22 protein-coding genes are annotated in these 24,340 nt (G+C 43.2%); 11 read left to right on the top strand and 11 right to left on the bottom strand.

The features are described from left to right. Window positions 1-126: 126 nt before the first annotated feature. Window positions 127-1,821, top strand: a complete 1,695-nt coding sequence (gene leuA / locus ACX6CI_RS11215; protein WP_458778243.1) for a 2-isopropylmalate synthase — start codon at window positions 127-129, stop codon at window positions 1,819-1,821. A 238-nt stretch (window positions 1,822-2,059) separates the two neighbouring features. After that, entirely contained in the window at window positions 2,060-4,336 is a 2,277-nt protein-coding gene (locus ACX6CI_RS11210) for a hypothetical protein (RefSeq protein WP_458778242.1), read from the top strand. 92 nt (window positions 4,337-4,428) lie between these two features. Here ACX6CI_RS11210 and ACX6CI_RS11205 read toward each other — a convergent pair whose 3' ends face one another. The 3 genes from ACX6CI_RS11205 to ACX6CI_RS11195 all read right to left on the bottom strand — a co-directional run bounded on the left by ACX6CI_RS11205 (window position 4,429) and on the right by ACX6CI_RS11195 (window position 6,121). Next, window positions 4,429-5,031, bottom strand: a complete 603-nt coding sequence (locus ACX6CI_RS11205; RefSeq protein WP_458778241.1) for a hypothetical protein — start codon at window positions 5,029-5,031, stop codon at window positions 4,429-4,431. Between the two features lie 38 nt (window positions 5,032-5,069). Next, entirely contained in the window at window positions 5,070-5,768 is a 699-nt protein-coding gene (locus ACX6CI_RS11200) for a sodium:proton exchanger (RefSeq protein WP_458778240.1), read from the bottom strand. A gap of 152 nt (window positions 5,769-5,920) precedes the next feature. Next, window positions 5,921-6,121 carry a hypothetical protein gene (locus ACX6CI_RS11195; protein WP_458778239.1) on the bottom strand — a complete coding sequence of 67 codons (201 nt, stop codon included), beginning with the start codon at window positions 6,119-6,121 and terminating at the stop codon, window positions 5,921-5,923. Between the two features lie 332 nt (window positions 6,122-6,453). Between ACX6CI_RS11195 and ACX6CI_RS11190 the strand changes: the two genes are divergently transcribed. Both ACX6CI_RS11190 and ACX6CI_RS11185 read left to right on the top strand, forming a co-directional pair. After that, window positions 6,454-7,098: a CBS domain-containing protein gene (locus ACX6CI_RS11190; RefSeq protein WP_458778238.1), complete on the top strand. Its 645-nt coding sequence runs from the start codon at window positions 6,454-6,456 to the stop codon at window positions 7,096-7,098. Window positions 7,099-7,269: 171 nt separating this feature from the next. Beyond that, entirely contained in the window at window positions 7,270-7,920 is a 651-nt protein-coding gene (locus ACX6CI_RS11185) for a YkgJ family cysteine cluster protein (protein WP_458778237.1), read from the top strand. A 46-nt stretch (window positions 7,921-7,966) separates the two neighbouring features. Here the strand turns inward: ACX6CI_RS11185 and ACX6CI_RS11180 are convergent, their stop codons facing one another. From ACX6CI_RS11180 to ACX6CI_RS11150, 7 genes are all read right to left on the bottom strand, one after another. Beyond that, complete coding sequence (locus tag ACX6CI_RS11180) at window positions 7,967-8,746, bottom strand: ATP-binding protein (protein WP_458778236.1); 780 nt, start codon at window positions 8,744-8,746, stop codon at window positions 7,967-7,969. 312 nt (window positions 8,747-9,058) lie between these two features. After that, complete coding sequence (gene hcp / locus ACX6CI_RS11175; RefSeq protein WP_458778235.1) at window positions 9,059-10,693, bottom strand: hydroxylamine reductase; 1,635 nt, start codon at window positions 10,691-10,693, stop codon at window positions 9,059-9,061. 292 nt (window positions 10,694-10,985) lie between these two features. Further along, window positions 10,986-11,780 carry a class I SAM-dependent DNA methyltransferase gene (locus ACX6CI_RS11170; protein WP_458778234.1) on the bottom strand — a complete coding sequence of 265 codons (795 nt, stop codon included), beginning with the start codon at window positions 11,778-11,780 and terminating at the stop codon, window positions 10,986-10,988. A 6-nt stretch (window positions 11,781-11,786) separates the two neighbouring features. After that, the gene (locus tag ACX6CI_RS11165; RefSeq protein WP_458778233.1) at window positions 11,787-12,950 is read right to left on the bottom strand and encodes an MBL fold metallo-hydrolase; all 1,164 of its coding nucleotides are present in this window, start codon (window positions 12,948-12,950) and stop codon (window positions 11,787-11,789) included. Window positions 12,951-13,021: 71 nt separating this feature from the next. After that, on the bottom strand, window positions 13,022-13,837 hold the full coding sequence (locus tag ACX6CI_RS11160) for a rhodanese-like domain-containing protein (RefSeq protein WP_458778232.1): 816 nt from the start codon (window positions 13,835-13,837) through the stop codon (window positions 13,022-13,024). Between the two features lie 69 nt (window positions 13,838-13,906). Next, a complete protein-coding gene (locus ACX6CI_RS11155) occupies window positions 13,907-14,389 on the bottom strand; it encodes a hypothetical protein (protein ID WP_458778231.1) in 483 nt (160 codons plus the stop codon). A gap of 12 nt (window positions 14,390-14,401) precedes the next feature. Continuing rightward, window positions 14,402-15,601, bottom strand: coding sequence for an FprA family A-type flavoprotein (locus tag ACX6CI_RS11150; RefSeq protein ID WP_458778230.1), 1,200 nt, complete (start codon window positions 15,599-15,601; stop codon window positions 14,402-14,404). A gap of 289 nt (window positions 15,602-15,890) precedes the next feature. On the opposite strand from ACX6CI_RS11150, the gene ACX6CI_RS11145 reads away from it, so the two are divergent. The 5 genes from ACX6CI_RS11145 to ACX6CI_RS11125 all read left to right on the top strand — a co-directional run bounded on the left by ACX6CI_RS11145 (window position 15,891) and on the right by ACX6CI_RS11125 (window position 22,861). After that, entirely contained in the window at window positions 15,891-16,109 is a 219-nt protein-coding gene (locus ACX6CI_RS11145; protein WP_458778229.1) for a ferredoxin, read from the top strand. A gap of 292 nt (window positions 16,110-16,401) precedes the next feature. Then, entirely contained in the window at window positions 16,402-18,534 is a 2,133-nt protein-coding gene (locus ACX6CI_RS11140) for a two-component system sensor histidine kinase NtrB (protein WP_458778228.1), read from the top strand. A 140-nt stretch (window positions 18,535-18,674) separates the two neighbouring features. Further along, a complete protein-coding gene (gene uvrB, locus ACX6CI_RS11135; RefSeq protein ID WP_458778227.1) occupies window positions 18,675-20,693 on the top strand; it encodes an excinuclease ABC subunit UvrB in 2,019 nt (672 codons plus the stop codon). Beyond that, window positions 20,690-21,388 carry a lysophospholipid acyltransferase family protein gene (locus tag ACX6CI_RS11130; protein ID WP_458778226.1) on the top strand — a complete coding sequence of 233 codons (699 nt, stop codon included), beginning with the start codon at window positions 20,690-20,692 and terminating at the stop codon, window positions 21,386-21,388. The genes uvrB and ACX6CI_RS11130 overlap by 4 nt, the downstream gene beginning before the upstream one ends. 90 nt (window positions 21,389-21,478) lie before the next feature. Beyond that, entirely contained in the window at window positions 21,479-22,861 is a 1,383-nt protein-coding gene (locus tag ACX6CI_RS11125; RefSeq protein WP_458778225.1) for a cobyrinate a,c-diamide synthase, read from the top strand. Between the two features lie 58 nt (window positions 22,862-22,919). Here ACX6CI_RS11125 and ACX6CI_RS11120 read toward each other — a convergent pair whose 3' ends face one another. Then, window positions 22,920-23,261, bottom strand: coding sequence for a hypothetical protein (locus tag ACX6CI_RS11120; RefSeq protein WP_458778224.1), 342 nt, complete (start codon window positions 23,259-23,261; stop codon window positions 22,920-22,922). Window positions 23,262-23,623: 362 nt separating this feature from the next. Here ACX6CI_RS11120 and ACX6CI_RS11115 point away from each other — a divergent pair, with 362 nt between their 5' ends. Together ACX6CI_RS11115 and ACX6CI_RS11110 are read left to right on the top strand one after the other, a co-directional pair. Then, window positions 23,624-23,809 carry an ATP-binding protein gene (locus tag ACX6CI_RS11115; protein ID WP_458778223.1) on the top strand — a complete coding sequence of 62 codons (186 nt, stop codon included), beginning with the start codon at window positions 23,624-23,626 and terminating at the stop codon, window positions 23,807-23,809. An 83-nt stretch (window positions 23,810-23,892) separates the two neighbouring features. Then, on the top strand, window positions 23,893-24,327 hold the full coding sequence (locus tag ACX6CI_RS11110) for a hypothetical protein (RefSeq protein ID WP_458778222.1): 435 nt from the start codon (window positions 23,893-23,895) through the stop codon (window positions 24,325-24,327). Window positions 24,328-24,340 lie beyond the last annotated feature (13 nt).

The raw sequence follows: 24,340 nt of genomic DNA, 5'->3' as shown, positions 1-24,340 counted from the left end.
GTGGTTAATGAGGAGGCGTCCTAGTTTGTTGTAGAAAATTAAGACATTCCATAAAAGGCCACGGTGTAAACACCGTGGCCTTTTTTTTTGTAGATTTGACTACTGTTTAGCCAAAAGGAGATAGTAATGAAGGACAAAATTCAAAAATACCAAGCATATCCTCGTATAGAGCTTGCAGATCGGCAATGGCCGAACAAGCAGATAGAAAAAGCTCCAACCTGGTGCAGTGTTGATCTTCGAGATGGGAATCAGGCACTGATTCAGCCGATGAGTCTAGCCAAAAAACTGGAAATGTTTGACCTCTTGGTTGGAATGGGCTTTAAAGAGATTGAGGTAGGTTTTCCATCAGCATCTGAGGTGGAGTTTGAATTTACCAGACATCTTATTGAGAAAAACCTTATCCCTGAAGGTGTTCTCATCCAGGTGCTCACCCAGGCAAGGGAGCACCTGATCAGGAAAACCTACGAGTCTTTGGCTGGAGCTAAGGAAGCGGTTGTTCATTTGTACAATTCGACATCGACTCTTCAGCGTAGAACAGTTTTTCAGATGAGTAAAAAAGAGATAATAGAACTGGCTGTTCATGGAGCGGAGTTACTCAAAGAAGAAGAAAAAAAATATCCTGAAACAAAGTTCAGATATGAATATTCGCCGGAAAGTTTTACCGGGACAGAGCTGGACTTCTCGCTTGAAATTTGTGAGGCGGTGATGGAGGTATTAGAACCCACTCCTGATGATAAATTAATAATCAATCTGCCCGCAACGGTTGAGTTGTCATCTCCCAATATCTATGCCGATCAGATTGAGTGGTTTTGTAATAATATCTCATCAAGGGATAGTGTCATAATCAGCTTACACGCCCATAATGATCGAGGTTGTGCTGTTGCCGCAACAGAAATGGCACTTATGGCTGGTGGTGACCGGGTTGAAGGAACTCTTTTTGGTAATGGTGAGCGGACTGGTAATGTGGATATTGTTACCCTGGCTTTGAATATGTTCACCCAGGGAGTCGATCCAAGTCTCGATATTTCAAATATCAATACACTCATTGACGTTTATGAGCGGGTTTGTCGTCTGCCTATACATCCAAGACATCCATACGCTGGAGAACTTGTCTATACCGCTTTTTCAGGCTCCCATCAGGATGCTATTAATAAGGGTATGCATGCATATGATCTGGCTGAAGGGGAGCTTTGGGAAGTTCCATACCTACCGATCGACCCAACTGATGTGGGGCGCTCCTATGAGTCTATTATCAGGATCAACAGTCAGTCCGGTAAAGGTGGCGTAGCATATATCATGGAAAAAGACTTTGGATTTAAGATGCCAAAGGCGATGCATCCTGAATTTGGCAGAGTTGTTCAGAAAGTTACTGAAAAAGAGGGCAGGGAACTGCAACATACAGAAATATTTGCAGCCTTTGAGGATGCCTATCTTGAACTGAGCAGTCCATACAGCCTCAAAGATTTCCATGTAGTGAAAAGACATGTCAATGCAGATGTTACAGAGTCTAAGGCAGATGTCGAGGCTACAATTGATGTTAATGGTGAAGGGCGTCCCATTACGGCCTCGGGTAACGGGCCTCTGGATGCATTTTGTTCTGCCTTAAAACAACATATTACAGGGGATTTCAAACTATTGCATTATCACGAACATGCCATAGATGGAGGTTCTAGTGCAAAGGCTGCGGCCTATATTGAAATTCAACGTCCTGATGGCCGAAAATGCTGGGGTACAGGAATTGATACAGATATCATTATTGCATCAATTAAGGCGGTGCTCAGTAGCTTGAATAGACTTAACTTACTTGACGTGAAGGAATAATTCTGCACACAAATAGCTCAACCTTGGCTGCTCCAATGACGTCCCCCGTCATTGGAGCTTTTTTTATGGGCGTATTCAGTTCGATATTGTACTGCTCAATGTTTCCTGTGGTTCTTTAGTTGCCAGGCTGTTCTGTTTTAGAGACTCTTTGTGGTAAACTTATGGGATAGTGGTTGAACTTTTCGCAAGAGTGTGACCTACTTCCGGGTGAGAAACTTTAAATATGCTTGTTGGTACAATGAAAAGAGTGTCTGGAATCCTGCTCATTCTCTATCTGGTGTTTACGCCGTATTTTTATGGTGCTACTGATCAGTTGCCTCTGGAGGGTGCGAGTTTTCTCACTACTTTTGCTTTATTAATCTATCTCATCGGAATAGTTTCTAGGCGTTACGATTTCTTTAATGTTGTTGGCCTGGTTCCTCTCTGTCTGTTCCTTCTGTTGCTGCTTATTCAGCTCATCCCGCTTCCGCCTCTTATCGTAGAGGCAATATCACCAAATACCTATCAATTGTATAAACCTCTGCTGGAACAAGCGTCACAGGATAAATGGATATCTCTAGCAATAGTACCAGGTAGAACCTTGCATGAATTTTTCAGGTATTGTGGATACGCTGCTACCTATATTCTCGTACAGCAGCTATTTTCACACCGAGACACCATAAAGATACATATTGCACAGACTATTGCAGTTCTGACAATGCTTGGAGCGTGGTCTATAGTTGCAAACCTTTTTTCTCCTGAACCATATTTATTCCAATTTGTGGGGGTAATGTGGCTACTATTGCCAATAACTTTTGGCCTGTTTCTCTATTATAAGCCGGTAGAAATCGAAAATGTCTCTCCTCTGATTGCACTGCGAGTATTGTACAAAGAGCCCGCCTTTCACTTTCATGTTTTTTACTTTTGCTGTTTTGTGGTGATGATGCTTGCACTCTTTGTTGCCGTAGAGTGGGGCGCTGTTTTTAGTATCTATATAACAGCAACACTTTTTCTGGTGCTGTACGCTTTTAAGTTTACCGGAACTATTCGCCCCTGGGTTCTATTGATCCTTCTGGTTGTGGGAAGTCTGGTTGCAGGGCTGTTTGATGATACTGGGATCTACTCAATACAAAGAGGACTGGAAACTTCTGCAGTGGTGTCCATGCCAGCGGATATATTACGGACATCACTTGAAATGATACAGTCATTTCCTCTTTTAGGTACTGGCCTTGGCTCCTATGATTTCATATATCATTATCTTGCAGGTCCCATAGGAGCAGATGGATTAACAGTGCAGCCGATCGTTATGCGTCTTTTTCTTGAGACTGGTTGCACTGGTATAGCTTTACTGACATGGTTCCTGTTCTCTTTTTTACTATTGGTCTTCCGGATGGTGAAAAAACGTGGTGACCGATTTGTTACCCTCATCGGTATAGGCTCTATTTCAGGATGTATTGCGTTACTCCTGCACTCTTTTCTCTTTCCAGAGTTTTATGGTGGAGCTTCTGGGTTTTACCTTGCAGGGTATATGGGGGGTACTGTTGCGGCTGTGAACTGCAGGTTTCAATATTTTGAGCCGATATCTTATTGTACAGAGGCTCGATCTGTCTTTCGCTGGGTGCTCACAATCTTTACTTTTCTGATCTTCATTTCATCAATCCTGTTTTACGGGGGGCGCTGGTATGCAGACTATCTTAATAAAAACATTCCATCTGTCTTAGAAGATACACTACTTTCTTCAGTTCAGTATACCGTGGAGCAGGATACTCTCTTAGCTGGGGTATTTTTTGATCCACTGGAAAGTGTTTATTCATATAGGCTCGGTTTACTAGAGTTAGCACTGGAATATGAGAAAAATGCAGGGGAATATTTGCTGAGGTCAGGGTTTAAAAACATTATGAACGGCCAGGTGTTTCAGCAGCTTGCCCTTATCGGTGATAAAGAAAATTCTGAACGGCTTGAGTTACTTGAGCTGGGGTATAGACGGGCACCGCAAAATGCAGTTATGGCCCAACGATATGGTGAGTGGCTTTTTAACCATGGTAAGCGAGAAGATGCTCTTGCTTTAATAAAAGAGGCCATTGTACCCGGGGGTACCGATGTCCAGAGTTGGTTATCATTTATGCAAAGCAATATGGTGACACGGGCAGAACTTAGACAAATACTTCCACAAAGTGTTGAATTATGGTTGGAGTTGGCAAAATCAAGTGAGACAAATAACCTATTATATAGTGCTGATTTTTATTACGCAGGGGCATTGGAAGTAGTTGGGGAAAGTAGGTTTGTAGACCCTCAATGGTTTTTGGATGTCCATGGATATTATCTGCGGCAAAAAAGAGAGGATATGGCGGTACTGGTCATTCGAAGAGCTATTACACTGTTGCCTGCTGAGGTCATATTTCACCGTTTACTTGGTGATTATTACAGGAAGGAAGGTGTCGAATATCGGGCGATTGAAGAGTATGAACAGGTCCTTCTTCTCGACCCAGACGATGAGAAATCAAAACAAGCTCTTCGCGTACTTCGTGGACAATGAGAGGCTCAGCGACGGTTTAACCTGACTTGGAACAGTTGTACAAAAAAATGAAAATATGGATATTGTTTTAAAATGTACCCTTGTCACATGATCTAGACTTTTGCACTGTATCGTTTTCCCACTAGAGCAATCTTTTTGTTTTTTTCATCTATACTCCAGAGGATACTTTGGAGGTCTTCTCTCTTGTCTTCTGGAAGCAGACTCGCTTTCCTATGGGCCTCCTCCAGAAGGGTTTTAATGGCATTGGATTCGAATTGAACCCTATGGATAGACATTGAAAGATCGGAATTAAAGGTGTTGATTTTGGCTGCTAATTCTTTACCTTCGTCTTTTGAGCGCAAACTTATACTATCACCCAGGTTACCTGTGAGCATACTGTCAAGTGTCTGTTCAAATCTATACAGGGGGCCAGCAACTCGGTGGGTGACGTGTATTGCAACAACGGCAAGAAAAAGTGAACCGACAAGGAGGTACGGCCAGGTGTTGACTATTGATTGTTTGAGTAATGCAATTGGCGTATGAACCATCTCAAGATCGTTACTGCTGTATGAAATAGTCATGCTATCGGTGGTGAAAAAGCCCATGAGAACGATAAAAAAAAGCCCCCCGCTTATGACAAAGAAAAAATATCCAAACAGTAGTTTTGCCTGAAAAGCTTTTTTTATAAAAAAATTCCTTCTTTTATATCCACTCATATAGATGCGGTTTCCTTTATATCAAGGGACAATTCCTTTTATTTAACCAAGAGATACGTTGCTATACCTATTACTGCGAGCCAGATATTAGTAATATTTGAGACAGTGATGTTTAAAATTGCTGCAAGAATCTGTTTGCGTTTGAGTAGTGCAAGACATGATTTGAATTCGGGCCAGCTCGTTAGTGTTGCAAGAACCACAAAGCCGATGACCCCCTTTGGTGCCTTAGAGTGCTCTGCTGCATATGATACCACAGGGTCAAGGTAATACCCTGCAACGGTGAGACAGGTGATGGCAGGGAAGAGCCATAATGAAGGAGAGAAAGAATGTTCCTCATCTTCTTTATTGGCTTCTTCAGACGGTCGCAGAAAAAATAGGGGAACTGTTACAATGGCGGAGGCTATTAGCCATATCGGGTAGTATGCCGCGTCCAGAAAGAAAAAACTTCCAGCTAAAAGAGTCGTGCTTGCTATGGTGATAAGGGTGTAGCTTCTGTCCTGAGACATTATTGCTTTACCCTGCACGAGTATGAGGGCCGCAATAACCAAAAGCACTGGGTTCATGAAGTTTGAACCTAGAGGGGTAGAGGCCGCAAAAATAATATCTCCGACAACAAGCCCTACAATAAGGCAAACAGTTTCCGGGCCGTTGGTGATAAACCCGGTAAGCGTACCAATTCCTTTTGTATTTTTAAGACATTCAATAACTATCTCTATGGAGACAGCTATGAAAAACATTTCTACTATAACCCCTAAGGCGCCAGCTGTAGATAGAAGCAGATTGCCCTTGAAAATTAAAGCGCTGCCGCAGAAAAACACACAAACCAAAATCCAGGAGACTGCGTCCAGATAACCTATTGAATGACGAAGAAAAGATTTCACGTGAGAGATTATAGTTTTTTGCGGGTTAAACAGCTGGAAACAAAGTCTTCAATTTTTCGAGGACTGAGATAAAGAGATGAGAGTACTGCTTCGTCAATTTTAATGGCAGGGATCATTTTGATACCATCGCGCCATGCAGTTGCCGGGGATGTTAGAATATCCACTTCCTCGATCTGGATCTCTGGATTTTTCTGTGTAAGTGTGAGCAAACTTTTCTTGGCAAGATAACACCGCGGACAAAGTGAAGATTTATAAAGTGTAATGAGCATGAAAGATGGCTAAAGTTGAGAAGTATTGAGGTACAACGCCTACAAGGATCTATATAATTATATTTTACATAAAGTGCTCATTTTAAACAACCAGCTTCTTTTTCCGGGAGGCGCTTATTGTATAATCAGGAATAATATAATTACACAATGTTTTTCACAGTTGTCTTCATCATGCATATAGTTGTGTGATACAATGTTACCAAGGAGGACGTATCTCTATCCCTGTTGTGCAAGATCAATAGTTAGTCCGGTTTAACCCGGTAGGAGGTGAAATGTATATATCCGAATATATGACGTCAAGTCCAATTACAGTCTCAGGACTTACTTCGCTTCCTGAGGCAAGGAAAATCCTGGCGGAATACCAGATTAGACATCTTCCGGTTATAGACAAAAACGATCGTTTAATTGGAATTTTAACTGATCGCGATCTTCGTTCTGCTTATCCCTCATCTGTTACGACTAAAGAAGAGGCTGTTCTGGCTTTTGATAGGGTGCAGCAAAGTACCGCTGAAGATATCATGACCACTGAATGTTCAACGCTGACAATCGATGGTCGTCTTGAAGATGCCCTTGTAATATTTGAGCGGGATAAAGTCGGTGCTATTCCCGTGGTTGATGAGGATGGCAAGGTACTTGGCCTCTTTTCGCTTCTGGATCTCACTTCAGCCTATGGGAGTCTGTTCGGCTCCTTTGAAAATGGTAGTTTCTGTTTTGTGATAGAGGATGATGGCCGTGAGAATATTTTTTCGGAGTTGTCTACTCTTTGTGCTGCCAATAATGTCGTACTCAGGGGGCTTATGCATATAGATACAAAAAAAGACGTGGCAAAAATCTATATGCGGGTTAATAGTCTCAAGCCCGATAAGGTGTTGAAGTTGTTACACAGCCAGAAATTTCGTCTGCTTTCCACCATGTGAGAGTGATAATATTGAGGCTAGTGGGTGAGTGTGTTGAAAGCGTGTTATAAAGAAAAAAGAATTTTTCTGACTCAATCCGATAACAATAATGTGGCGACACATCTTAAGGGTCAAGAGATTAAAGCCATGTATCCCGGCGTATCTTTTTCTGCCAACCGGGGTTAGGAGACTATGCATACAACGATGAATCAGTGCAAACAGTGTGGGAAATGCTGTGAGCAGGGAGGTCCTGCCCTGCATTTTCAGGATATGGAACTCATCCGCAGTGGTCAGATTCCCATTTCATCACTGATCACCCTACGTAAAGGAGAGCTGGCCCACAATCCCAAAACTGATGAGGTTCAGGGTATAGGTGTTGAGCTCGTTAAGTTGATTGGTACTGGTCAACAGTGGAATTGTATCTATTATTGCAGAGATCAGGGGTGCACTATTTATGAAAATCGACCGCAGGCATGCAAGGCTCTAGAATGTTGGGACACTGAAGAGATTTTAGCTCTCGTTGAAAAAGACACCCTGAATAGAGGTCTGATAATTGGGGAGGAACACCCCATGATTCCAATCATTGCAGAACATGAAAGAATATGTCCCTGTGATGACTTGGAATATTTGCAAAAAAACTACCGTACACTGTCGGCTGCAGAAAAAAAGGATGTTGAAAAACGAGTTCGTCATGATCTACGTTTCAGGACCAGGATAATAAAGGACTTTGACCTAAAGCTCAATGAAGAACTCTTCTATTTTGGCAGACCTCTGTTCCAACTCCTCCACCCCCTTGGCGTACGGGTAGCAGAAATACAAAATGAAATCCATCTGAAATGGTAAACGCTTTTCCATAGCACGGTAATTGCTATGGAAAAGCGGTATGAATTTACCAGCTTTGACGAGCGACTTCCTGTCCACGGGTGGAGATGGTAATCTCCTCCACTGGCAGAGTGATTCCTGACTTTTCAATTGCTTTTTTAATGATAACCTTCATGGCAGAGCAACATGGAACTTCCATGATGAGTACCGTCAGGCTTTTTAGATTTGCGGTTGCAAGTACATCGGCAAATTTTTCAACGTAGCTATCGGCATCGTCAAATTTAGGACATCCCATCATTACAGTTTTATCTTTTAAGTAGTTCTCCTGGAAGTTTTTCACAGCAACAGCGGTACAGTCGGCTGCAACAAGCAGGTTAGAATTCTGTAAGAATGGTGCATGGGCAGGAACCAGGCGGATTTGTACAGGCCAGTGTGTTAACTCTGAGTCACTTTTCGTCTGCTTCGCGTTAATGGTCGGAATATTGGCCGATTGACAAGGAGAAGCTCCAGCTTTGGGCTCAGCGGGTTTAAAAGATTGGATATGGGTTGACGCACAACCACAATCCATAGTGGCAGGTGCAGCTGACTCCAGCTTTTTCTTTTCTTCAGCGAGGTATTTTTCTACAGCTTCCTCATCAAACTCATCCGCATTTCTTTCTATAATCTGCAGGGCTCCGGTTGGGCATGAACCTAGGCACGCCCCAAGACCATCACAGAGTTTATCAGCCACAAGTCTGGCTTTTCCATCAATAATTTTAAGAGAACCTTCTGCACAATCAGGTACGCACTGTCCACATCCGTCACAAAGTTCTTCGTCAATTTGAATAATTTTTCGTACAGCTTTCATATTGTTATCTCCTGTATGTTGAGTCGGGTGTTGGCCATATTTAAGTAATAATGGTCACACCAGCAATCGTGGTTTACTTCGTTAGTGTCCTTATATGATAGTCTCTTTACAGGGATTTTCTTTGATTTGGGTCAAGTTCTTTCACTTTTTATTCAGTGACTTTGAAAACAATGTGTAGAGCTGTTTTCACTAGGAGACAAAATCATTGTAGAAAGGGAAAAAGAAAAGGCAGTGTACCCGGGGTACACTGCCTTCTTTTTACTCAGTGACGCATAAAGCGTTACTTTACTGTATTATCTTGTTTAAGCAGGGTTATGCGAGGATGGTATCAAGATCCTGCTGAGCGGTCTCTGCGATTGGCTTGCAGTCAAAATTTTCAACCAGTACATCAAGTACATTTGGAGAAATAAATGCTGGCAGGGAGGGCCCAAGACGGATGTCCTTAATCCCCAAGCTAAATAAGCTCAGAAGGATAACCACAGCTTTCTGCTCGTACCATGAAAGAACCATGGAGAGTGGCAGATCATTCACTCCACAATCAAAGGCTCCAGCAAGTGCCACTGCAATTTGAATCGCGGAGTAGGCATCGTTACACTGTCCCACATCGAGGAGTCTTGGAATACCACCGATGTCGCCAAGATTCTTATCAAAAAATCTAAATTTACCACAGGCCAGGGTGAGTACCATACAGTCCTTAGGTACCTGCTCAACAAAGTCAGTATAGTAGTTACGACCAGGCTTGGCACCGTCACAACCTCCAACGAGGAAGAAGTGTCTGATATCTTTTGCTTTAACTGCATCAATAACTTTGTCAGCTACACCAAGAACTGTATTTCTTGCAAATCCGGAAAGTACCGAACCCTTATCTGTATCTTCAGTAAAACCGGGCAAAGAAAGTGCCTTCTCAATTACAGGAGTGAAATCTTTGTCATCGCCAATGTGTACGAGATCTGGCCAACCAACAAGACCGGTTGTAAAGACGTTAGCCTTATAAGACTCTGCAGGTTTTTGAATACAGTTGGTGGTGAAAAGGATTGCACCTGGGAATTCTGGAAATTCTTTGGCCTGGTTTTGCCATGCCGTCCCAAAGTGTCCATAGAAATGGCTGTATTTTTTTAGCTCTGGATATGCGTGACATGGAAGCATCTCACCATGGGTGTAGATGTTAATTCCTTTACCATCGGTCTGCTTGAGGAGGAGTTCCAGATCTTTAAGGTCGTGACCTGTGATAAGGATAGCCTTACCAGCTTTAGCGCCAAGTGGAACTTCAGTTGGGGTAGGGTGTCCATAGGTCTCGGTATTTCCAGCGTCGAGAAGTTCCATCGCTTTGATGTTTACTTCTCCACATTTGAGTACCAGTGCGACGAGGGCGCCAAGGTCTTGCCCGCCAGTAGCAAGTGCTGCCATAGTCTCGTGGATATATACGTAAATTGAATCATCTTCTTTACCGAGAATGGACGCGTGATCGGCGTAGGCAGCTAAACCCCGAAGGCCATACACAGTAATTTGCTTTAGAGAACGTAAATCTTCGTTTTCATCAAGCTTGTTCATGAAGTCTAAGGCTTCACCTTCAGCGACCAGACCAGCAACAGAATCAGCAGGAGAATAGCTTGCTGCACCATTGGCGATATTAACATTGCCACCGGCTGCGGCAACTTTTGTTTTAAGGCCTTCGCGTAGTTCAACAGATTTGTTAATCCAGCTTTGGAAACGAAGTGGATCAAAATCAACATTTGTAAGACATGCAAAAATAGCCTGGAGTGAAAAGGTGTCAACATCTTTGTCTACGATGTTTACCTTACGTGCCTCGACAGCTACAAGAGATAAGCCTTGGACTGCATAGGTGAGAAGATCTTGAAGTGCAGCGACATCACCGGACTTTCCACATACGCCGATCTGGGTGCAGCCGGTACCTTTAGCTGTTTGCTCGCATTGATTACAAAACATATTAACCTCCTGAGGTTGTAAAATGTATTCTGTTGATGAATACCGTTTGCTTTTCTACTGGTTGAAAAATGGATGGGGTAAAATTATTGTCCCCATCTTAAGAAGAGATACTACCTTTGAATTGTCTCAGGGGGATTGATCTAGGTCAAGAATAAATATTTTTTTAAATTATTAGTGTTGTAAAGATTGTCTTTGGTGTGTCTTGCTGTTGCTATTAATATATGGGGGTAATGTCTAGGGCATAATGTATGTATACATGCATTTCTTTCTACCCATAGGAGTTAGGTCGGAATCATGTACAAACGACGATCAGAGAGGATGCATCTGTAGTGTTGAGAGGGGTTTTGTCCAGGTCCTCATAGGTGTTTAGTATCTGAAAACCTTCCTTTTTTATGAGTTGCAACCATGTCTCTCTATTGTATGCAGCAACAGTGTAGCAACTGTTATGGTCAGTTGGACTTTCACCTTTTGTCTCAGGACGATAACGAAATCGTTCTTCAACAGTTATGGTCTCTGAGTCGGGGTGGTACTCTTTTAAAATTTCTTTAATGAGTCGACCACCAGGAGCCATATCAAAGATCTGAAACTGGAATGTTTTCTTTTTATCTGTGAGGAACTTGTGGGTTGGGATAAATATTTGAGCTACAAAAAGTCCGCCTTCACGCAGGTGCCCACGACAGCCATGGAGGCAGTTGCTGATATTTTCCTGAGTTATCAGTAGATTTAAACTGTTATAGGGAATGATAAGGGAGTCAAAGGTGCAGTTGAAGGCAAGTTTGGTCATATCCATGGCCACAAACCTCGCAGATGGTGACACGTCATACCGTACGGCCTTTTGCAGCATGGGTATAGATATATCTATACCTGTGAGTCGTCGTTTGCCGTTTAAAAGACCGCGCCCAACACGGCCTGACCCACATCCAAGTTCAAGGATACTTGCCTGTTCAGGCAACTGCTCATCAAAAAAGGTTATATCTTCTGTGTAGTCATCCATCTCCAGATCATAGTAGCTGCAGGAAAGATGATCTGGAATGGGGATAAACAGGTCCTCTGGTTCATCCCCATAGTCGTCGTATATTTCTACCATAAAAACTCAGGAGCGAGCATTTTCCTGCTGTGCTGCATAGGCAGTGGCAGCGCACTCATTTTTGCCAAGATCAAGTTCTTCTGCCTTGTCGTCGTCCACCTGTTCGAGGTTGGCATTAATAAGGCGGATTGTGGCATATTCATCCGGCTGCTTTCTCATGTTGCCTTCGATAAAATCTAAAAAGGCACTCTTGGTATCAATGGCATAAATGGACTTATTGTAATCCCGAGTTGCCTTAAAGGTTGCGCAGAAGTTAAGATCTTCATTTGCTTCACTCCAGTCCATATAGTGTCCTGGAAGGATATGGATGGTGTCCGGGTAGTTCTTAAGCTGCTGGAGGGTATCAAAAAGAGTATCGGACCAGGCCTTAACCTGTCCTCCAAGGTCGGGGCGCCCAACGGAGTGGATAAAGATAGTATCCCCTGTGATCAGATAGGTATCATCAATGAAAAAACTGGTAGATCCGGGAGTGTGTCCGGGTGTGAAGACACATTGTACCTTGGGGCCACCGTCTGAAAAAGTATATTCCTGGGAGTCTGTAAGCGCAGTATAATTAACCTTTGAGCCTGAAAAATCATTTTCATTAGCCATAAAAACAGCGTCGCTCTTTTCGCATAATATGCGACTTCCGGCAATATAGTCCGCCTGGAGGTGGGTCTCAAAGGTATATATAATCTTGCAATCATGCTGGCTTGCAAAGTCCAGGTAGAAGTCAATATTCCTGCTGGGGTCAAAGAACATAACTTCTTTACCGCTTATAAGACCGTAGGAGCATGAGGCCTTTCCTGGTCGTATAAACTGATAGAGATCATAATCTTTTTCAGGCGAAAGCAGCTTTGGGACCAGCAAATTACCCCATGTTTTAATTCCACCTGCAAGATAGCCAACATCATCAAAGCCATGTTTTATGAGAATCTCAGACACAAATTTCGCAGAACCTTCTTTGGCACAAACAACCCTGATGGGTTTATTTGGAGGAATCTGGGCGATACATTCCTCTTCAATTTCCATAAAGTCAAAATAGGAAACATTGAGCATGGTAAAAGGGACAGGCGATTCAACCTGGAAACGACCAAAATCGACCTTGTTGCGAACATCCAGCACAATCATATCTGCTTCGTCGGTGAGCCAGGTGTAGAGTTCAAGTGCACTGTAGGTAAATAGGGACATGTATAATCTCCTTCATCAAGCTAAATTTGATGTTGCAGAACTATTAAATAGTCTTGAGTAACATTATGTTATTACAATAGATTATCGAGTTCTCCGCTGAGTTTGTCAAGGTGTTTCTGTTCTTCTTTGGCCATTTTAAGGTAAAAGGTTTTGTCAGCAGATGTGGCACTCTTTCTGGACAGACGACTATAGAGGTCCCAAGCCTGGGCTTCAAACATCATTGCAAGCTGAATTACAGCTTCCTTGCTGGTAAGGTTATCACCAAAGGCCGCCTGCAGTTGCAGGGCAGACAGTCCTCCTTCTAGAACGGATGGTTCTGGCAGGGTTGTATCAATTGTGAGTCCAGCGGTTTTGGCCTGGTTGATAAGTGTTGCCATATGGCCATCTTCCATCTGGGCCATTTGTGTGAGTAAGGTCTTGATATCCGATATGTGGTTATTTGTTGAGAGCAAATTGTAGAACTGGTGCAATCCTTTTTCCAGGTGATAGGCCATTTCCAAGCCGCTGGTATAGTCATTTTGAAGAAAGAAATCCAGGCCAAATTCCTCACCGCCAAAGGCTGTTGCACCGTTCCATTGCAGAATTCCCCCTGTGAGATTGTGCAATTGACTAAAATTATTTTCTTTTAATATCTGGCAACCCGCCTTAGATCGAACCCCGGACCTGCAGTAAACAATGGTAGGAAGATCTTCCGATAGTTCGTCTGCACGCTCTTTCAGTTCGTTTAAAGGGATAAGCAGAGCTCCTGGAATATGCTGTTCCTGATACTCTTTAGGTTGCCTGACATCAACTAACTGGTATGACGCTTGGGGAGTTGCTTCGATAAATTTCTTGGCGCTGGCAACTGAAATTTCTTCTGTTTTTGAAAAGAGGCTTGTCCAGTTCATTATAGTATTGTTCCTCTGCACATTAAGTGTGCGTTGTTGTCCGTTGCACCTATTTGACCTATTTTTACACTAACTATGGAGCAGGCTTGCTTCTTCAGGGGTGGTTGTGTAGCCGTCAACGTGGAGAAGCCAGTAGTGGCCAGGGTTTTGTATAATGAGTCTTCGGGTGTCGGCGACGAGTCGGTGACTGTCATCAAGCAGGTTGTAAAAAATGGAGTCTATTCCGATAAAGCCGTCAAGGAAATGGCTGAGGAGGTGGAGTGTTTTACTTACGTAGCCTTGTTCAATATTGACAAGGTCCTGTGTCTTTTCAACGCCGGAATCATACAACTCATCAACTAACCGCTTGATTCGTTGCTCATTTTTTTGCTGTGCGAGGTCAATCTGTTGAAAAAAGTCTGCATCGAGACCGGAGAATGACTTATCCTCCTGAATCTCAATGCAGTCGTAGATAACGAGTGATGTAAGGTCAAAAAACTTATGGACCTGGTCACTACAGTGCGCAAATGATTCCCCACCAAGCAATATGTTGTGTTGAGATATGCGCTGCATAATTACTTGTTGTTATTCGTTAAAACTTTCGCAAACAGCCTTTCCAACTCTGCGACCCATTTCACGGCACTCATCAAGTTTATCCTCAGTTGGTACATACTTAATTTTGAGTCCGTCTTCAATAACATCAATCTTCATTTCTTCAAGAGCCTTGTTCATAAGGCTGACGGCTTCACCACTCCAGCCAAACGAACCAAAGGTTGCTCCGATCTTGTTGGTGGGTTTAAGACCTCTCATGTACATGAGAAAGCCAGCCATACGGGGAAGCAGACCATTGTTGAGGGTAGAGGAGCCAAGAACTACGGCTTTGGCCCCAAGTACCTGGGTCATGACATCACTTCTGTGGTGCACCTGAAGGTTAACCATATTGGTACTGACACCGGCCTCAATCAGACCTGCACTTACAGCGTGGGCCATTTCTTCGGTTGAATGCCACATGGAGTCGTATATAACAAGTGCCTTTTTATCAGCTTCGTTCTTGCTCCATTTGTCATAAGCTTCAAGAATCTTATCTTGGTGGGTTCGCCAGATCACACCATGGTCTGGAGCTATCATCTTGATATCGAGGTTCATCTCAGCCACCGATGCAAGTAACTTCTTGATGAGTGGTGCAAAGAGATAGAGGATATTTGCATAGTATTTGGCACTTTCTTTCATGACGACGGTGAGATCTACCTCGTCATCAAAGCGCTCACTGCTGGCAAAGTGCTGGCCAAAAGCATCACTGGAAAAGAGTATGCCGTCTTCTTTTAAGAAGCTGAACATGGAGTCTGGCCAATGGAGCATTCTGGTTTCGATGAACTGTACAGTACGCTTGCCTAAAGAGATTTCACTTCCTGATTTAACAACCTCAAAGGGCCAGTCTTCCTGATGAAAGTGGTCAAGAATAGCTTTTTTGCCCATTGGGGAACAGAATATTTTCTCAGGCTTTATGAGGTCAACAAGCCTTGGGAGACTGCCGGAATGGTCCATTTCAACGTGGTTGACCACGATGTAATCAATCTTCTCCGGATCGACAATTGCCCGGATGTTTCTTAGCAGTTCACCCATGTGCGAACGCTTAACCGTGTCAAATAGGGTGATTTTTTCATCTACGACTAAGAAAGCATTATAGGTCGTTCCTTTATATGTTGAATATCCATGAAAGTCTCGGATATCCCAATCAACTGCTCCAACCCAGTGAATGCCTTTGGCTAGTTCGTTTCTACTCATTTCAAGCTCCAATCGTGTGGTGTGTACTCATTTAAATTAGTGATTTTATATATCGGTAACCAACTGTTTTTACGAAGTCAGTCACTCTTATCTATCTTTATGGTGCTGTTATCATAATGGACAGTAAAAAGTATTACAACCTTATGATGGGGATATAAAAAAAATCACAACTGTTATTTGATTTAGGAATGATTATTATAGTTACATTGGTGTCTATTGCTATAAAAAATTAACGTTGCTATTTTTAGATTTGGATTTTTAAAGGACCACTTTTGTCAAGGGAGTTACGATGTGTTTTGTTAAAAAAGTGAAAAGATTTCCGATAATTGATCTGAGTCGTTGCAGCGAATGTGGTGGGTGTATCGAGGTTGCCCCTGCTGTTTTCAGGTATAACAGTGCCATGGGAATTATGGAGATCATTGAATGCTGCAACTATCCGGTCGAACTCGTGGATGAGGCAATTAAAAATTGTCCAAAGGATTGTATTGGTTGGGACAATATTGGATAAACCTGTTTTATGTTACAAGTTAATGTTGGTATATATACCTATAGACTGCTAGGGGTTAATATCAACTTGATTTATTGATTCTTTCGTCTAGAATAAACCTTTAATTGTAGAACTAACTCCGATAAACGGGATCTGGACCTCGAAGGTTTCACTACGTTGAGTTATCTGGAAGTCATTTTAAGTTCTCAATGTTAAAAAGATTCTCCAGTTTTCTCGGAGTCTACGCTACCTGTTTTTGATTGAAACATCGCTTATATATTCTGCTAAACAGTTAATTTTCCTCTTGAATTTTATGAAAGGTTTGAAAGTCAACAAAATAGCTGGCACCTTGGTGTTCTGGCTTGTTGTTGTCAGTTCAAGCCTGACACTCATCGGAACTGCTACAGAACTCTATTTTGATTATCAAGCATACCTTAACCGTCTATCGCAACGCGTGGGCGAGGTTACAGAACATCAACTTCCTGAGATCCAACGGTTTATTGCAGCCGGTGATGCAGAGTCTGTGGGTAACGTATTGCAAAAGATGTTGGGAGTCGCCCCTATAGCCTATGCTGCTGTAATCGTAGAGAATGAGGTCACCTGGGAAAAGGGGAATAGGGGGAGTCGCTACGAGGTGGTTGCAAGTCAACCATTTTGGGTTAACCAACAAAAGGTGCAGAATGCCGCCGTTCTTAAAGTGGCCACCGATATTTCTCCCGTCCGAGATTATATCTATCAAAAGTTTCTCCATAGCCTGGTAACAAACGGTATTAAAATATTTCTCATAGCAGCCTTTGTTTTTTTGATGTTTCAATTTCTTGTAACCCGTCATCTGCAGGATATTGCCAGACAGATTCAAGGTCAGGATATTACTAAATCAACTGAACCGATTGTCCTTGAGCGAAGAGACAGTTACCAGGGTGATGAGCTTGATCAGGTGGTGACTGATCTCAACGTTATGCGTGAAAAGGCTCATGATGCGCTGACGATGCTCGAAAAAAATGAAGAGCGTCTACTGCTGTTTTTTGACTCAACGGAAGAGGCTATCGTTGGGGTGAGCCGTGATGGAAATTGTTCTTTTGTCAACGATTCTTGTATGGAGATGCTTGGCCTCGTTGATTATGAGACTGTCATAGGTAAGCCTCTTTCAGCTCTATTTGTCCATAAAGAGTTTAATTCAGATATGACAAGTTCTGAAAGTGAAGTGATCTCCTCTTCCATGGAGTTTTCTTGTAGTACTCATAGTGATGAGGGCTATCTCAACCTGCCGTCAAAGACATTGATTCCTGTTTCTCTTCGTTCATATCCGGTTTTTCAGGACGGTGAGGTGTCAGGTGCGATTATTTTCATAAAGAATAATAGCGAGAAAAGACAACTCATGCATGAACGTGAACTTTTGAGCCAGGCAGTTGAACAATCTCCTGTTATGATTGTTATCGCCGATGATCAGAATGCAATTGAGTATGTTAATCCCGGAACGGTACGCTGGTCTGGGTATAGTAAGTATGAGTTACTTGGTAATTCACTCTTCTCATTTGTAACACTCTCCCCTGAAGCTACATTGACTGTACAGCAGTTAGAGCAGCAGCTTAAAAATGGCCAGAAGTGGGAAGGGGTTATACGTACAAATTCCAAATGGGGTGCTTCTGTCTCAGTATACTGTGTGATCTCTCCTGTATTTGATCTCAGCCATAGAATCATAAATACAATTGCAGTCTGTAAGGAGGTCTCTTACGAGGCGGCATTGCAGGATGAATTGCTTAATTCAAAGAAAATGGAGGCGGTTGGACGCTTGTCTGCAAGCTTTGCCCATGAGTTTGGTAACCCTCTGTTTGGTGTGCGTTCAGTTATAAAAGATATTTCTGAGCGGTTACAACTCTCGCCTGAAGATGCTCATCTGTTACAGCTTGCTAATGTGGAGTGCGATAAAATGCGTAACATGGTTCGGGAGTTCCAGGATGTTTATCTGGAGTCCACAAGCGATGAGGTCTATGTTGGAATTAATTCCATTGTGGAAGATGTATTGAGGGAATATGATTTACTTTTCACATCGGAAAAAATCCAATGTGATGTGGAACTTCAGCCTGAACTAGAAGGTTATCGGGTAAGCAAGAATAAACTCACCCTCGTTGTTCGTAATATTATATCAAACAGTGTTGACGCGATGTTGCAAAGAGGTGGCGAGCTTAAGGTTACAGGTAGACTGGCAGGAGAATATATTAACCTTTGTATATGTGATAATGGTAGTGGCATTAAGAGCGAGCTTCAGGAGCTTGTTTTTGAACCATTTTTCTCAACCAAACCTGAAGTGGAAGGTGCAGGTTTAGGCCTTTCTGTTGCCTATGGGACGATGACAAGTCTTGGCGGTACCATTACCTTTTCGAGTGTTCCCGGTAGAGGTGCATGTTTTTCTGTTCAGATCCCCACAAGAGTTGTGAAAATTTAGCATATTGAGATGTTTTCTGGTTGTATAGGTTTACCTCTGTGTGTTGACACATACATTTCCCATAGCTATGTTGGATGTTCGATATAATATCTGGTATGGTGCCTTGCTTCAATTCCTTATAAATCAGCTCACTAAATTTCATGGAAACTGCTTTTCAACTTAGATCTGAATATAATCTTTCCGGGGATCAGCCCACAGCCGTTAAGACCCTTGCTGCTGGCATTAAAAATGGCGAGAAAAGTCAGGTCCTCCTTGGTGTTACAGGCTCCGGGAAAACTTTCACCATGGCAAATGTCATTCAGGAGGTTCAGCGCCCAGCCCTTGTTATTGCCCCCAATAAAACCCTTGCAGCGCAACTTTTCAGTGAATTTAAAGAGCTTTTCCCTGACAATGCAGTTGAGTATTTTGTCTCGTACTACGATTACTATCAGCCGGAAGCATACATTCCATCATCGGACAGTTATATCGAAAAAGATTCTTCCATTAACGATGCAATTGATAAACTTCGCCACTCCGCAACCCGTTCGCTGTTAACCCGCCGGGACGTTCTTATCGTGGCCTCTGTGTCCTGCATTTATGGTCTTGGTTCTCCAGATGAGTATAAGAATATGCACCTTGCTCTCAAGGTGGATGAGGATTATCCCACCGAAGAGGTTCAAAGACGTCTGGTTTTCATGCAGTATGAGAGAAATGATATCTCTTTTCATCGCGGTACCTTCAGGGTTCGGGGAGATGTACTTGATATTTTTCCCGTCCATGAGGAGGATATATCCATACGTGTAGAATTCTTTGGGGATACAGTAGAGAGCATCTCAGTAATTGATCCGCTGCGGGGAGTGGTACATGATAAACTTGACGAATACACTGTTTTCCCGGGTAGCCACTTTGTAACCTCAAAAGATCGGCTGCAAAAGGCAACAGACACTATAAAAACAGAGCTCTCGGAAAGACTTGAAACCTTTTATGCAGAGAACAGGTTAGTAGAGGCCCAGCGCCTTGATCAGCGAACACTATTTGATCTTGAGATGATTCAGGAACTTGGCTACTGCACAGGGATTGAAAATTATAGCCGGCATCTCACAGGTAAATTGCCAGGTGCTCCGCCCCCTAATCTGCTTGATTACTTTGCCGATGATTTTCTCCTGTTTATAGATGAGAGTCATATCGGAATAGGTCAGCTGAATGGTATGTATAACGGGGATCGCTCAAGAAAACAGACCCTTGTGGATTTTGGCTTTCGCCTGCCATCTGCCCTTGATAACAGACCTCTCAGGTTTGATGAATTTACCAAGCGTATTAATCAGGTGATTTATGTCTCAGCAACTCCAGGAGCATATGAACTGGAACAGACAAATAATAAGGTTGTCCAGCAGGTTATCCGGCCAACAGGTCTTCTTGATCCTCAGATAGAAGTGCGGCCAGCCACCAGTCAGGTGGACGACCTGCTCGAAGAAATCAGGATCCGTTCTGACAGGGGGGAGGCGGTGTTAGTTACCACGCTCACCAAAAGGATGGCGGAAGACCTCACCGAGTACTACGAAAACCTGGATATTAAGGTACGCTATCTCCACTCGGATATTAAGACCCTTGAGCGTATAGAACTCATTCGAGATTTAAGAAAAGGGGAGTACAATGTTTTAGTTGGTATTAATCTTCTCCGTGAGGGGCTTGATATTCCTGAAGTTTCGCTGGTTGCAATTCTTGATGCAGATAAAGAGGGCTTCCTGCGCTCTGAGAGGTCGCTGGTGCAGACCTGCGGTCGGGCTGCCAGGAATGCTGATGGACTTGTTATTATGTATGCAGATACTATTACAGGTTCTATGCAGTATACAATTGAAGAGACTGAGCGTAGAAGAACTATTCAGAAAGAATATAACCGTAAAAATGGTATAATACCCAAAACGATTATCTCAGCGGTTAAAGACACAATGCAGCAGCACCTGCATAACTCCGGTTATGTGGCGGATGATTTCGCAGAAGGCCTGCTTGAAGCGGCTGAGGAACTGCCGGTGTTTACTTCAATCTCAGCGCTTGAAAAAGAGATTGGTAAACTGGAAAAAGAGATGCAACAGGCTGCAAAAGAACTCGCCTTTGAAAAGGCTGCAGACTTGAGGGATCGGATTAAAAAAATGAGGATGCTGGAGATTGAGATAGGATGAGTAGTAAGGCTATAGATAAGTTTTTAATTCGTGTTGTCCCTAAGCTTTTGTCCTGGATCATGAGAGTCTGGTTTGGGTCCTGTCGAGTGAAAATGCATAACGGCGATACTATTCTATCATCCCCCAAAGAAGGTCCCAATATTGTTGCCTCGTTCTGGCATTATTCGATTATCTTCATTATCTACTGCTTACGCAAATATCCGGCAACTGTGATGGTGAGTGCCAGCAGCGATGGTGAATATATTGCGAGGCTTGCCCAGGAATTCGGGTTTAGAACCGTACGGGGGTCCAGGAATAATAAGGGGGTTGAGGCGCTTAAAGGGATGTTGAGGAGCGTGAAAAAGGGAGATAGCGGTGCTGTTGTAGCTGATGGCTCCCAGGGACCGCCTCGTGTTGCTCAGCCCGGTGCTCTTCTTGTTGCAGCCAAAACAGGTAGGCCTATTGTGCCAATGGCCTGGTCTGCATCCAACTACTTTACTATTAATTCCTGGGATAAAACCGCAGTGCCGAAGCCCTTTTCATGCGTGGATGTCTATTTTGGGGAGCCTCTTTATGTTCCTGGAAAGCTGGACGCTGAAGAGCTTGAAAAATATCGTTGTATACTTGAAAATGAACTCAATGCACTCTATACCAAGGCGTGGGCAAAATATGGTAAATCTTCCCATTATGAATTAAAGCCCCAAAGTGTAGATTGAATAATACTGGAATTAGACTTTTTTAATACGTCAGCTTTTGCCTGTCATCTCTGGTAGAAGCTGTAATGATATGCTGTAAAGGAAGAATGTATGAATCCATCAAAGGGAGTGGTTATTGCGGGTCTGGCTGGCGGGTCTGGCAAGAGCGTTGTTTCTGTAGGGATAACTGCGGCGCTTAAACGTGCGGGGCATAATGTAATTCCCTTTAAAAAGGGGCCAGATTACATTGATGCGGGGTGGATGCAGCTTGGAGCGGGGAAAAACTGCTATAACCTCGACCCTTACATGATGACTCAGGAGGCGATTGAAAAATCTTTTGCAAAACGATCACGTGGTGCAGATTATGTAATAGTTGAGGGGAATCGCGGGCTGTATGATGGGGTGAATGCCACAGGTGGCTACTCAACCGCTGAACTCTCTCTTATGCTTAAACTGCCGGTAATTTTGGTTGTTAACTGCACCAAGACTACTCGCACAGTTGCAGCTATGGTGCTTGGCTGCAAAATGTTTGACCCAAGAATCGACATTAAAGGCGTTATTCTTAATCAGATTGGTACAAAGAGACAGCGCCAACTTGTTACAGAGTCTGTTGAACAGTATACGGGCTTACCAGTACTGGGTTCTATTCCACGTCTTAAGACCGACATCTTTCCCATGCGTCATTTGGGTGTGGTTCCCCATCAGGAGTATAATAACAGTTCAGATGCCCTTGATTTCCTCGTTGATCTTATCTCAGAAAACCTTGATTTGGATACAATAAAAGAGGTTATGGCACCCCTTGATGATTCTTTTGCTCTACGGCCTGATAACGAACTGAAATCACCACAGGAGTCCAAGGTTAAAATAGGTGTATTGCAGGACGCAGCATTTCAATTTTATTACTCTGAAAACCTGGAGGCCCTTGAGCAGGAGGGGGCTGAGCTTGTCTATATAAATGCCATGACTGACAGTTGTCTTCCAGAAATTGACGGTCTCTATATTGGAGGTGGCTTTCCGGAAACCGGTGCTGCACAGTTGGCTGCCAACAGTGGTTTTCGTCAGTCTGTAAAGCAGGCGGCAGATAATGGGCTTCCGATTTACGCTGAATGCGGAGGGCTTATCTATCTTGGGGAATCCATCAGTCTGTCTGATACGACGTATCCGCTCACAGGTGTTTTTCCGGCTCAGTTTTCCATGTCAGAAAAACCCCAGGCCCATGGATATTCCATATTCGAGGTCGATCGTGACAACGGTTACTACCCCCTTGGAACTGAAGTAAAAGGCCATGAGTTTCGTTATTCAAAAGTCGTCGACTGGCGAGGAGGAAGTGAGCAACTCACAGTGAAGATGAAGCGAGGAACAGGCTTTATAGACGGTCGTGACGGCTTAAGCTATAAAAACGTTTTTGCTCTTTATACCCATGTTCACGCAGAAGGGACGCCAGAGTGGGCAGCAGGGTTTATTGCTAAATGTGAGATGAACAGGGCGGTGTGATACCGCCCTGGAGACGAAAGCTGCTAATCCTCATATTTCATAGGGTGAAATTTGTGGCTTAGTGCTGGGTTGGTGCGCCAAGCACCTTGGTCGTAATCTCTTCCTGCTTTTTCTCATCGGGTGCTGGTTCAACCCAGTGAATAAAGGACTCTTCAACGCGCATAAACGAGCCGTTATCGTCCTTACATTTGTCGCAGATGCTGGTGGCTTGGTCTCGGTACATTATGATTTTTGAGGCGGGTTCGCCATCATTTGCAACAGCAGCCATTTTTCTGCAACCGCAATCGAGTCTGATGACAACAACTCCGATTGCATCGGGGCTTCCCTCTAGAATACCCTCTATCATCGCCTCTTCTCTTTTTTCAACTTGAAGCTTCTTCTTTGATTTATTTTTTTTCATAGAATGATTGTCTTTTTTATGAATGAATTTGGTGAAGATAATTATTCCAGGGTCAGTGTCGCCCTGCTACCGGAAAATGAGTACGCAATATATAAAATAATAGAAACTGGTCAATAGTTATATCTCAGTTAAGGTCGGGCGCATCAAAGATGGGCTACTGGATTTGATGGAAATTTAAGTAAACCGTTACATCAATTAAGACTAATTTTGGAGATAGATTGACAAACCTTTTTGCTTGACAAATATCTGGCCGTACATTAATGCAAATATGACACGCAACAACGGTATCAGAACGATGCTCAAAAAAGATTGATTAAGTGAAATGAATACTTGATCTAAAGATCACTTTACGGAGGTGTATTATGTGGGAAGTAGTTATAGATAAAGAAAAATGTAGTGGTGACGAAGAATGTGTTGCAGCATGCCCAGCGCAGGTTTTCGAGATGGTAGACGGTAAAGCAGAAGCTGTTGAAGCTGATGAGTGTCTCGGATGTGAGACCTGTGTTGAAGTTTGCCCAGAAGAAGCTATTACTGTAACTGAAATCTAATTCATTTCAGTTTTTGCTTTGTTCGACAAGCCCATCTCCTTTAAAGGAGGTGGGCTTGTTCTATTTTGAAGTGATTAAATATCATGGGGTATCCCCTGCAACAGTTTAAGCCTGCGGTCAAACAGAAAACCCTGTTGCTGGTGTCAGCTGGTCTTTGGACTGTCATTGGCCTTATGCTCGTTTGCAAGGGGGCTTTTAGACTGACACCCTTACCTGAGTATAAGCTCGCTATAGGTATAGCTGCAATTCTGGCGGCCACTGTTAAATCTAGATGTATGCTTGATAGGGCTGCTGTTAAAGGTATCAGGAGAATCCAGTCCTTTGAGGATGGAACCTGTCTCGGCGCAGTTTATTCAGTAAAAACATGGCTCATGGTATTGTGTATGATCGGCATGGGTGTTATCTTGAGAAGTTCGTCTTTGCCGATGACTCTATTGAGTTTTATCTACTTAACCATTGGTTTGGCTCTGATGGCTTCCAGTCGACATGGCTGGAGGGCGTGGGCCGGCTGTAAATAAATTATAAAGATGC

Source organism: Desulforhopalus glucosivorans (assembly GCF_054397165.1).
The sequence above is the reverse complement of the archived record's forward strand: the minus strand, read 5'-3'. Positions and strand labels throughout refer to the sequence as shown.

Bases quoted from the DNA above. Each gene is read 5' to 3' on its own strand.
- leuA (WP_458778243.1), top strand. From the start codon at position 127: ATGAAGGACAAAATTCAAAAATACCAAGCATATCCTCGTATAGAGCTT.
- ACX6CI_RS11210 (WP_458778242.1), top strand. From the start codon at position 2,060: ATGAAAAGAGTGTCTGGAATCCTGCTCATTCTCTATCTGGTGTTTACG.
- ACX6CI_RS11205 (WP_458778241.1), bottom strand. From the start codon at position 5,031: ATGAGTGGATATAAAAGAAGGAATTTTTTTATAAAAAAAGCTTTTCAG.
- ACX6CI_RS11200 (WP_458778240.1), bottom strand. From the start codon at position 5,768: ATGTTTTTCATAGCTGTCTCCATAGAGATAGTTATTGAATGTCTTAAA.
- ACX6CI_RS11190 (WP_458778238.1), top strand. From the start codon at position 6,454: ATGTATATATCCGAATATATGACGTCAAGTCCAATTACAGTCTCAGGA.
- ACX6CI_RS11185 (WP_458778237.1), top strand. From the start codon at position 7,270: ATGCATACAACGATGAATCAGTGCAAACAGTGTGGGAAATGCTGTGAG.
- ACX6CI_RS11180 (WP_458778236.1), bottom strand. From the start codon at position 8,746: ATGAAAGCTGTACGAAAAATTATTCAAATTGACGAAGAACTTTGTGAC.
- hcp (WP_458778235.1), bottom strand. From the start codon at position 10,693: ATGTTTTGTAATCAATGCGAGCAAACAGCTAAAGGTACCGGCTGCACC.
- ACX6CI_RS11170 (WP_458778234.1), bottom strand. From the start codon at position 11,780: ATGGTAGAAATATACGACGACTATGGGGATGAACCAGAGGACCTGTTT.
- ACX6CI_RS11165 (WP_458778233.1), bottom strand. From the start codon at position 12,950: ATGTCCCTATTTACCTACAGTGCACTTGAACTCTACACCTGGCTCACC.
- ACX6CI_RS11160 (WP_458778232.1), bottom strand. From the start codon at position 13,837: ATGAACTGGACAAGCCTCTTTTCAAAAACAGAAGAAATTTCAGTTGCC.
- ACX6CI_RS11155 (WP_458778231.1), bottom strand. From the start codon at position 14,389: ATGCAGCGCATATCTCAACACAACATATTGCTTGGTGGGGAATCATTT.
- ACX6CI_RS11150 (WP_458778230.1), bottom strand. From the start codon at position 15,601: ATGAGTAGAAACGAACTAGCCAAAGGCATTCACTGGGTTGGAGCAGTT.
- ACX6CI_RS11145 (WP_458778229.1), top strand. From the start codon at position 15,891: ATGTGTTTTGTTAAAAAAGTGAAAAGATTTCCGATAATTGATCTGAGT.
- ACX6CI_RS11140 (WP_458778228.1), top strand. From the start codon at position 16,402: ATGAAAGGTTTGAAAGTCAACAAAATAGCTGGCACCTTGGTGTTCTGG.
- uvrB (WP_458778227.1), top strand. From the start codon at position 18,675: ATGGAAACTGCTTTTCAACTTAGATCTGAATATAATCTTTCCGGGGAT.
- ACX6CI_RS11130 (WP_458778226.1), top strand. From the start codon at position 20,690: ATGAGTAGTAAGGCTATAGATAAGTTTTTAATTCGTGTTGTCCCTAAG.
- ACX6CI_RS11125 (WP_458778225.1), top strand. From the start codon at position 21,479: ATGAATCCATCAAAGGGAGTGGTTATTGCGGGTCTGGCTGGCGGGTCT.
- ACX6CI_RS11120 (WP_458778224.1), bottom strand. From the start codon at position 23,261: ATGAAAAAAAATAAATCAAAGAAGAAGCTTCAAGTTGAAAAAAGAGAA.
- ACX6CI_RS11115 (WP_458778223.1), top strand. From the start codon at position 23,624: ATGTGGGAAGTAGTTATAGATAAAGAAAAATGTAGTGGTGACGAAGAA.
- ACX6CI_RS11110 (WP_458778222.1), top strand. From the start codon at position 23,893: ATGGGGTATCCCCTGCAACAGTTTAAGCCTGCGGTCAAACAGAAAACC.